This is a genomic window from Paraburkholderia steynii (assembly GCF_900100565.1).
GTDB lineage: Bacteria > Pseudomonadota > Gammaproteobacteria > Burkholderiales > Burkholderiaceae > Paraburkholderia > Paraburkholderia terrae.
The window spans coordinates 1-7,332 of the sequence record NZ_FNDI01000071.1 but is presented as its reverse complement, the minus strand read 5'-3'; the positions used below and the strand labels follow the sequence as shown (position 1 = coordinate 7,332).

Genomic DNA, 7,332 nt, shown 5'->3' with positions numbered 1-7,332 from the left:
CAGAGTTGGCGCGCCAGGTCCAGCAGGCAACGGGAGAAACCGTGAAAGTGGCCTTTGCCGATCAGGGTTACACGGGCGAAGATCCTGCGCAGGCCGCACGCGCTCAGGGAATTGATCTCCAGGTGGTCAAGCTCGATGAAGCGAAAAAAGGTTTCGTGCTGTTGCCACGGCGATGGGTAGTCGAGCGCAGCTTCGGATGGCTCAACCGCTTTCGACGCCTCGCACGTGACTACGAACGCTTGCCCGAAACACTCGCAGGTCTGCATTTTGTCGTCTTCGCCATGCTTATGCTTGTCCATGCAATCCCAGTACTTCGAAGTTCCTAACACCGTCTAGGGTCGGAGATTTTCTTGAATGTGAATTCGTTAGCCGGATAGGAGAAGGTGTATTTTGGGTCGGAGAAGGTCTGATAGCCGGCTTGCGGCGCGCTCCGCCCGCCGGTGTCGGCAGCCGATGAGGCGCTCCCTGCCTGCGGCGGGTCAGCGCGCCGCAGCACCCAGTTAGTGGCCGTATCCTCGATCTGCGTGCTCTTGCGCAGACCGGTCATGAAGCGGCCATCGATCGAGAGTTCCATGTCGGCCCGTTCCTGCTGGGTTCCCGAGGGCAGCACGCCGATTGCGATTTCCACGTCGCGTCCGTGAAGGTCGATCTTGCGGTAAGTGGGATCTTTCTCCGGCGGCTCGATGCGCGCCATGTCGAAACCGCCGCTCGAGTCCGACACCACCTTGTAGAGCGCGCCCTCGTCGTCGCGCCAAAAGCCGCTCAGGTCGGCCGGAGCCGTTGGATCCGCCGGACGCGAGGCGACCGGCGGCGGGGCGGGGGCCGCGCCGGTCGAAGCGTTGCTGGCCGTGCTGGTAATGGCAGTTGTGGATAGGGGCGGTGTGGACAGCGGACGCCAGAGGAAGAAGCCGATGCCTGCTGCGGCGATGGCCAGTGCGGCCAGAGCTGTGCCCACGAGGCGTCCCGGCACGCGGCGCCACAGTGAGCGGCGCAGCTTGCGTGCGAGGATCGCGGCGATCTGCGATACGTCGTAGCTCCAACGAGTGTCGCTGATCTCGCTCGCCTGACGCCGCGCAAGCGCGCGGATGTCCTCGGGCAGGTCGGCCTCGTCCGGCATGTTCGCGCCGTCGACCAGTACAGGCAGGACCAGAATGCCGCGCCGCAGCGCGATGGCCGTTTCCTGGCGTACCCAGTCGTCGGGTTGGTCAAGCCGGCGCCGACCGTTGTGGCCGGTGCAGGTCAACCACTGGCGTCCGATGAGGATGATCATCGCGTCGACCGACTCCACGGCGCGCTGCAGAGCGTCCGCGAAATCTTCTCCACGCTGGATGCCACCCTCGATGTCCATGAACACGTGGCCGGTGCCGAAGTGCTGGCTCAGGCGATCGAAGAGCCGCCCCGCGTAGGCCTTACTGTCGATGCGCCGGTAGCTGATGAAGATCGCGGGCATGTCGGTCCCTCGCTTGTTCTCTTGTGCGTCGCCCGGGCCGCAGCGCCTTGGCGACTCGGCCGCGAACGCGCGGGGGCGGCGGATGCCGCGCGCCTACACATCGAGCACACCGTGCGTATGGACAGCAGCAGCGCACTCGCGACATGGAGTGTCGTTTGCGCTAATTTCCAATCGGGTTTTGAACTCAGAGCCCTATAACGCATAGGTCCTCGCATGAAGGATAGAAACTCCAACGCCACTTCCGCAAGTGTGCCGTGCGCTGACGTGCTTTGACCGCATTCGTGATTCGGGAATTGCGTGCGACGGTTCCCAAAACCTCGCCCAATCGCATTGCGAGTTGGATATGATTTGCGCGAGTGGCGCTCGTGCAGCGAGAACGAGGGCCGGTCAGGAGGCGTTGGAGAGGGTAATCGCGAAGACTGACGCGGGCGTCGTATAAGGCGCGAATATGTGAAACGAAGCCAGCGCACGCCCTTCCAGGGCCCGCATGGATACCGCCGCGCACCAGGCAGCAGATGCGATGCAAATTAAGCCGCTGCGTCCTTCAGCTTTTTCAGCGCACGTGCCTTGATCCGAACCGTTGCCGGTTTCGCGTCGAACCAGCGCTCTTCGCCGGTAAAGGGATCGTCATGGCCGCGGCGTTTTCGCGCTGGTCGATCTCCAGCCCGACACGTACCTTCTCGAATATAAAGGCGCACTTGTCTCGTGGAAAAAGGCACAACAGGCCTACGCTCTTTCGGGCGCTGAAGACGGCCACACGTTTTTCTTCGCGCTGGATGGCGCGCGGGTGATTGATGGTGCCCGGGGAGGGAATCCCGCCCGGTGGCTCAATCACAGCTGCTCGCCGAACCGCGAGGCTGAACAGGATGACGACCGGGTATTCATGCGGACGACCCGTCCCATCGGAAAGGGCGTGGAACTTTTCATTGACTATCAGCTTCAGGTTGAAGGTCGCCGGACTGCTGCGATTGCCCGAAGGTACGCGTGCCACTGTCGGGTAGCCGGCTGTCGAGGCACCATGCTCGCGGTCTGAATGGCAACGGGAGGTACACGGTCGGAGAACGGGCAGCCTCTTCCCGTTGAAAGGTGATCGATGTGCTGGCGTCGGATCATCCTCGCGAGAGTTCGTGGGTGCCGCGCGGGGAAGCACAACGCAGCCAGAAGTGAGCGCACGGCCCGCTGCTCGAAGGAATGCCACCGTTGGTGTGCCGGGTCAGCGGTCCGAGGCATAGAGACGCATCCAACGCCTCGGCGCTCAATCCATCGACCATTTTGACGCGGCAATCACTGACGACCTTTACGCGCTTTCATTCGAGGCCGTCGAAGGCCTCGCATAGCCTTAACCCATTCGCTGATCGTAGGTCCAACGCCGCACTTTCTGCGCACGAATGCCCGCTGCATCCGGATGTGCCGGGTTGATGAGGACGTTCGTCTCCTCCGGGACGATGACGGACGGCACAAGAAGCAGGGCGGTGGCGGCGTTATAGATCCATTTCTCACCTGTATCCAGGCTCGTCATACCGGGGGGGATTGCGTCCCACCCGATGGGCGCTGAGATGTTCGTGAAAACCGTCGCGGCCTGCCAGACGTTGTCGGGCACGTCGAGACGAACGAGGTAGCGGTTCAGCGGCAATCCCGCCGCGCGAATGTGAACCACGGTTTCCAGACAGGCTAGGGCGATGGTCGACGCACAGTACAAAACCGGCGTTCCGCGCCGGTTCCACCGGCCACCCGTCACCTTCGCGCCGACACCGGAAAGATCGTCTGCGGGGTAGTTGGGCGCTTCAGTCGCGATCCGCCAGACCGTGACCGTCACGCGTACGCCCCGCTCTGTGCTTTCGCCAGCAGGGCAGCGACAAATTCCTGTCCCGCAACCGTATCCATGAACTCGGCGGGACGGCGCTGATCCAGTGCCGGGTTGGGCTGGTTCAGCCATTCGTTTAGCCAGTGGGCGGCGTCGAAGCCTTCCGGATTACCGGATTCCGCGACCATCGCTTCGACCTGGCCGACCAGCCTCGCCATACCGATCACTCGTTCGCTCTGCTCCGCGGACAGGCGCGCCTTCCCCTTGGCTTTACGAATGATGGTCGAGCGCGGCAGCCCCAAGGTCTCCATCAGGTTGTCCTGCGAGGTCCCCATGTTGCGCGCAAGAACGTACACGTCGTCGGCATCCACTCCGTGCTTGATGAAGCTGATGCGCTCGAGTGGAGGCGCGTGATAGAGGGTGAGGTAATCATTGATCTTCGTGGCGTGCGGTTTGGCAGCCCGCGACGGCGTGGCGGCTTTTACCGGGACACGAACTGCAGCCTTGCGGGCCGGGCGACGGGACGAGGTGGCGGGCGCGTTCACGGGTATCTCCAAATGAGCCTTTATTATAGCTCAAATGGATGTGGGAAGTTTGCGCAGCTGGGACGCATGCAATCGGGCCATCACCAGTAGCCGATGACGATGAAGTCTCGATGGGAGTATCGGCAAGCGCCGAAGCGGCTTACCGTTCTGGCCGAACGATTAAATCGCGTGGACCACCGGAAAGTCGTCTTGTGGATGGCCACCTGCACCTGTCGGGATGTGCCTCTTCTGAGCGCGCATCTCCACAGTTGGCGACTCGACCAACGCTTCAGGTCAATTTTGTTTTTCCCCGCAGCGCCGGCACGCGTGGCGAACAAACGGGCCCTCGGCAGGACCGCGTTCAGGAAAGCATGACCTTTGCCGATAACACCGTGGTGTGCCGGTAGAATATCCGGCGCTCTCATGCGCGCGGAAAGCTGGGGACCGCATCTGCGCCTTGCTGTAGGCGCTGGCTGGCCTGCAGGGTCTGCTGATGAGCCTGCAGTGTCATCGCAGATCCACGAACTCCTTTCGACCGTTAGGCATCGAGGGGAGCGGCCGAAGCGACGAGCCAGGCAGCAATGACACCGTCCCGAACCCGTGGGACATGCGTAGCTGGATTGTCCGCAGACGTGAAGAGGCATCGTGCAGACGGTAACAAACAACAGGCGAGGGCGCGCATCGCTGACCGACCAGTTCTGGCGCAGCCGCTCGGCACCGCTGGCGCTGGTTTGCGGCGGCATTGTCATCGCACTCGTGGTGACGGCACTGTTCGCGGCGGTCCTGTATCAGGGGCGCCTCGATGCAATGGAGCGCGCCCGCGAAACATCGCGCAATCTGGCGCTCGTCGCCGAGCGGGATATCGAGCGGAACCTGGAACTGTACGCGCTCTCGCTGCAGGCCGTTGTCGACGGCGTGCGCGACCCGGAAGTGATGGCGTTGCCGCCGCGCCTGCGCGCGCAGGTGCTGTTCGATCGCGCCACGACGGCCAGAGACCTTGGTGCGATCCTGGTGCTGGACGCCTCGGGCAACATCATCATCGATTCAGCCAGCGAGGTAGCGCGCACAGGCAATTTCGCCGATCGCCGTTATTTCACCGTACAGCGCGACAATCCCAACGCGGGTCTCTACATCAGCGATCCTTACGAGTCGCGCCTGCGAGACGGTTCACCCAGCATCGCCATGACCCGGCGCATTTCCCGTCCGGATGGCTCGTTTGCCGGGATCGCGCTGATTACGATCAACCTCGACTATTTTCACAGGCTTTTCGCCGGACTCTCCCTCGGGCCGCATGGCGCCATTTCGCTGATCGGCAAAAGCGGCATCATGGTCATGCGACAGCCGTACGATGAGCGCACGCCCGGGCGCGACATCAGCAAGGCGAGCACGTTCCGGCGCTTCAGAACCGCGGCGGAAGGCAGTTTCTCTGAGACGGCGTCGATTGACGGCGTGCGCCGCTTCTACTACTTCAGAAATTTTCCGGACCTGCCGCTCATCATCATGGTGGCCGAAGCCGAGCAGGACATCTACGCGGGGTGGCGGCGACGCGCGATCACCATCGGCTCGCTGATGGCCGCGTTTGCTCTCGGCTTCGTCGGACTTTCATTCCTGCTGGGCGCACAGTTGCGCCGCCGGATGCGGGCCGAATCGGAACTTGAACTGCTCGCAAGAACGGACGGGCTCACCGGCCTGCACAACCGGCGCACGCTGGGGGAGATACTTGAGCAGGAGTGGCGTCGGGCGCGCCGTACCCGCAGCATGTTCTCCCTCCTTTTCGTCGATATCGACCGGTTCAAGGCTTACAACGACACGTATGGTCACCAGGCCGGAGACGATGCACTGGCCGCCGTCGCACGCTGCATCCGTGACAATATCCGGCGACCCGCGGACAGTGCGGCGCGTTATGGAGGCGAAGAATTTGTCGTTGTCCTGCCCGATACCGCGCCCGGCGGCGCGAGCCAGATTGCCGAACAGATCCGCGCGGCGATCAGTGAGCTAGCGATCGAGCATGCGGGCAGTGAATACGGGCGCGTGACGGCGAGCATTGGCGCGGCCAGCTGGTGCCCCGACCAGCAGGGCGACGTCAGCAGCGTGATCCGCGCGGCCGACGAGGCGCTGTACAGCGCCAAGGCCTCGGGGCGCAACCGGGTGGGGCAGTTCCGTGCGTCAGGAACGGGCGGAGCGGACCTACGCCAGCCGTGACCGCCGCGTGCGCGTCCTACCGGACAGCAACCAGTTTCGCTGACGCCGTCCGGGCCGCGAGAATGCCCCAGATGGTCACCAGGGAGTGTTCGCGACCGGACTCGACGAATGTCGGCGCTGCAAGGAAAACGCCGGCGTTCACACACCCAGGCTTCTGCAGACAATGGAGAGATAAGGCTTGCCCGATCCGGTACATTGCGCGACGGCGCTGGCGATCGCGGCATCGTCAACGTGCCTGCGCAGCCATTCGAGCGTTTGCCGGTCCTTCTCGTTGTAGACCCTGACCAGGTGCTCCATCATGCCTCCCGAGAATACTGCATATAAAAACAGCACTGTACATTTATACAGACTTCACGCGGATGGCAAGCGTATGAGGTCACCTCCTGACGACCGCGCCACCGGCTCGCAGGCCACCATAACCCGGCTCGGACGACATAAAGGGCGCTAACGAACGTATCAGATGACTTCGTCGTGGTCAGACGGTCTGCTAAAAGTACATTGGACCGACCTCCCTGATTGCGCGATATTGGTCTCGCAGTGGCCTGCCAGCGGCCGACACGCTTGCGACCGGATTAGCTTGTGCAGCATAATGCACATGATATGCAACATGGAGTCGCACATGGGCAAAGCACTCGAAGTTCGACCGCGCAAATCCACCAACGTCACCTTGCCGCCCGAGGTGCTTGAGCGGGCCAAGCAGCTTGGCATCAATCTTTCGCGGGCGAGCGAGCGCGGCGTGCGTGAAGAAATCCAGGAGGCGGAGGCGCGCCGTTGGGCGGAGGATAACGCTGAACTGGTCGCCGCTTACACTGCGATGGTCGATCGCGACGGGCTTCCGCTCGCGAAATACAGGACGTTTTGATGGCCAGGTTTGATCTCTACGCGAACCCCGACGTTGAGACGCGCAAACTGGCACCTTACCTGCTCGACGCGCAAAGCACCCATGTCGGCATTTTGCCGACGCGCATCGTGATTCCTCTGCGACCTGTCAGACATCTCGCCTTCTCCGGTAAGCCATCCGACCTGCTGCCCGTGTTCGAAGTCCACGGCGAAGAATGTTTCCTTGATACGCCGGGCATGAGCGCGGTCCCGCTGAACGCTCTTGGCAAGTGCATCGGTTCCCTTGCAAATCAACGTGAGGCCATTCTTGCGGCGCTCGACCGGATCTTCGGCGCATACTGAGTTAATGAACCGGGCAGCTTTGTTCACAAGGGGCAGGCGTCCCATCAGCAAATCAACCTCAACCCGCCTGAATATTAGACGGTGTTAGGAACTTCGAAGTACTGGGATTGCATGGACAAGCATAAGCATGGCGAAGACGACAAAATGCAGACCTGCGAGTGTTTCGGGCA

9 protein-coding genes and 2 pseudogenes are annotated in these 7,332 nt (G+C 62.3%); 5 read left to right on the top strand and 6 right to left on the bottom strand.

The window, feature by feature from the left end; translation table 11 throughout:
* A partial coding sequence (locus BLT65_RS46090; protein ID WP_143036612.1) for a transposase occupies nucleotides 1-326 on the top strand: 326 nt, incomplete at its 5' end.
* On the opposite strand, the gene BLT65_RS46085 is transcribed toward BLT65_RS46090, so the two are convergent.
* On the bottom strand, nucleotides 323-1,450 hold the full coding sequence (locus tag BLT65_RS46085; RefSeq protein ID WP_091790690.1) for a toll/interleukin-1 receptor domain-containing protein: 1,128 nt from the start codon (nucleotides 1,448-1,450) through the stop codon (nucleotides 323-325). The genes BLT65_RS46090 and BLT65_RS46085 overlap by 4 nt on opposite strands.
* Before the next feature lie 527 nt (nucleotides 1,451-1,977).
* A pseudogene (locus BLT65_RS48365) lies at nucleotides 1,978-2,103 on the bottom strand (HU family DNA-binding protein); the annotation flags it as partial.
* Between BLT65_RS48365 and BLT65_RS46075 the strand changes: the two are divergent.
* The gene (locus tag BLT65_RS46075) at nucleotides 2,100-2,483 is read left to right on the top strand and encodes an SET domain-containing protein (RefSeq protein ID WP_081920809.1); all 384 of its coding nucleotides are present in this window, start codon (nucleotides 2,100-2,102) and stop codon (nucleotides 2,481-2,483) included. The pseudogene BLT65_RS48365 and the gene BLT65_RS46075 sit on opposite strands and share 4 nt — an antisense overlap.
* A gap of 306 nt (nucleotides 2,484-2,789) precedes the next feature.
* Here BLT65_RS46075 and BLT65_RS46070 read toward each other — a convergent pair whose 3' ends face one another.
* Together BLT65_RS46070 and parS are read right to left on the bottom strand one after the other, a co-directional pair.
* The gene (locus BLT65_RS46070) at nucleotides 2,790-3,266 is read right to left on the bottom strand and encodes an RES family NAD+ phosphorylase (RefSeq protein WP_091790689.1); all 477 of its coding nucleotides are present in this window, start codon (nucleotides 3,264-3,266) and stop codon (nucleotides 2,790-2,792) included.
* The gene (gene parS / locus BLT65_RS46065) at nucleotides 3,263-3,799 is read right to left on the bottom strand and encodes a type II RES/Xre toxin-antitoxin system antitoxin (protein ID WP_091790688.1); all 537 of its coding nucleotides are present in this window, start codon (nucleotides 3,797-3,799) and stop codon (nucleotides 3,263-3,265) included. The genes BLT65_RS46070 and parS overlap by 4 nt, the downstream gene beginning before the upstream one ends.
* A gap of 663 nt (nucleotides 3,800-4,462) precedes the next feature.
* On the opposite strand from parS, the gene BLT65_RS46060 reads away from it, so the two are divergent.
* On the top strand, nucleotides 4,463-5,980 hold the full coding sequence (locus tag BLT65_RS46060; RefSeq protein WP_091790691.1) for a sensor domain-containing diguanylate cyclase: 1,518 nt from the start codon (nucleotides 4,463-4,465) through the stop codon (nucleotides 5,978-5,980).
* Nucleotides 5,981-6,118: 138 nt separating this feature from the next.
* On the opposite strand, the gene BLT65_RS48650 is transcribed toward BLT65_RS46060, so the two are convergent.
* On the bottom strand, nucleotides 6,119-6,280 hold the full coding sequence (locus BLT65_RS48650) for a CppA family protein (RefSeq protein ID WP_341865861.1): 162 nt from the start codon (nucleotides 6,278-6,280) through the stop codon (nucleotides 6,119-6,121).
* 319 nt (nucleotides 6,281-6,599) lie between these two features.
* On the opposite strand from BLT65_RS48650, the gene BLT65_RS46050 reads away from it, so the two are divergent.
* Nucleotides 6,600-6,842 carry a type II toxin-antitoxin system CcdA family antitoxin gene (locus BLT65_RS46050; RefSeq protein WP_036001467.1) on the top strand — a complete coding sequence of 81 codons (243 nt, stop codon included), beginning with the start codon at nucleotides 6,600-6,602 and terminating at the stop codon, nucleotides 6,840-6,842.
* Nucleotides 6,842-7,162 (top strand): CcdB family protein, encoded by a 321-nt coding sequence (locus BLT65_RS46045; protein ID WP_091790687.1) that lies wholly within the window; start codon nucleotides 6,842-6,844, stop codon nucleotides 7,160-7,162. Before BLT65_RS46050 ends, BLT65_RS46045 begins: the two co-directional genes overlap by 1 nt.
* Nucleotides 7,163-7,246: 84 nt before the next feature.
* On the opposite strand, the pseudogene BLT65_RS48360 reads toward BLT65_RS46045, so the two are convergent.
* A pseudogene (locus BLT65_RS48360) lies at nucleotides 7,247-7,332 on the bottom strand (IS5/IS1182 family transposase); the annotation flags it as partial.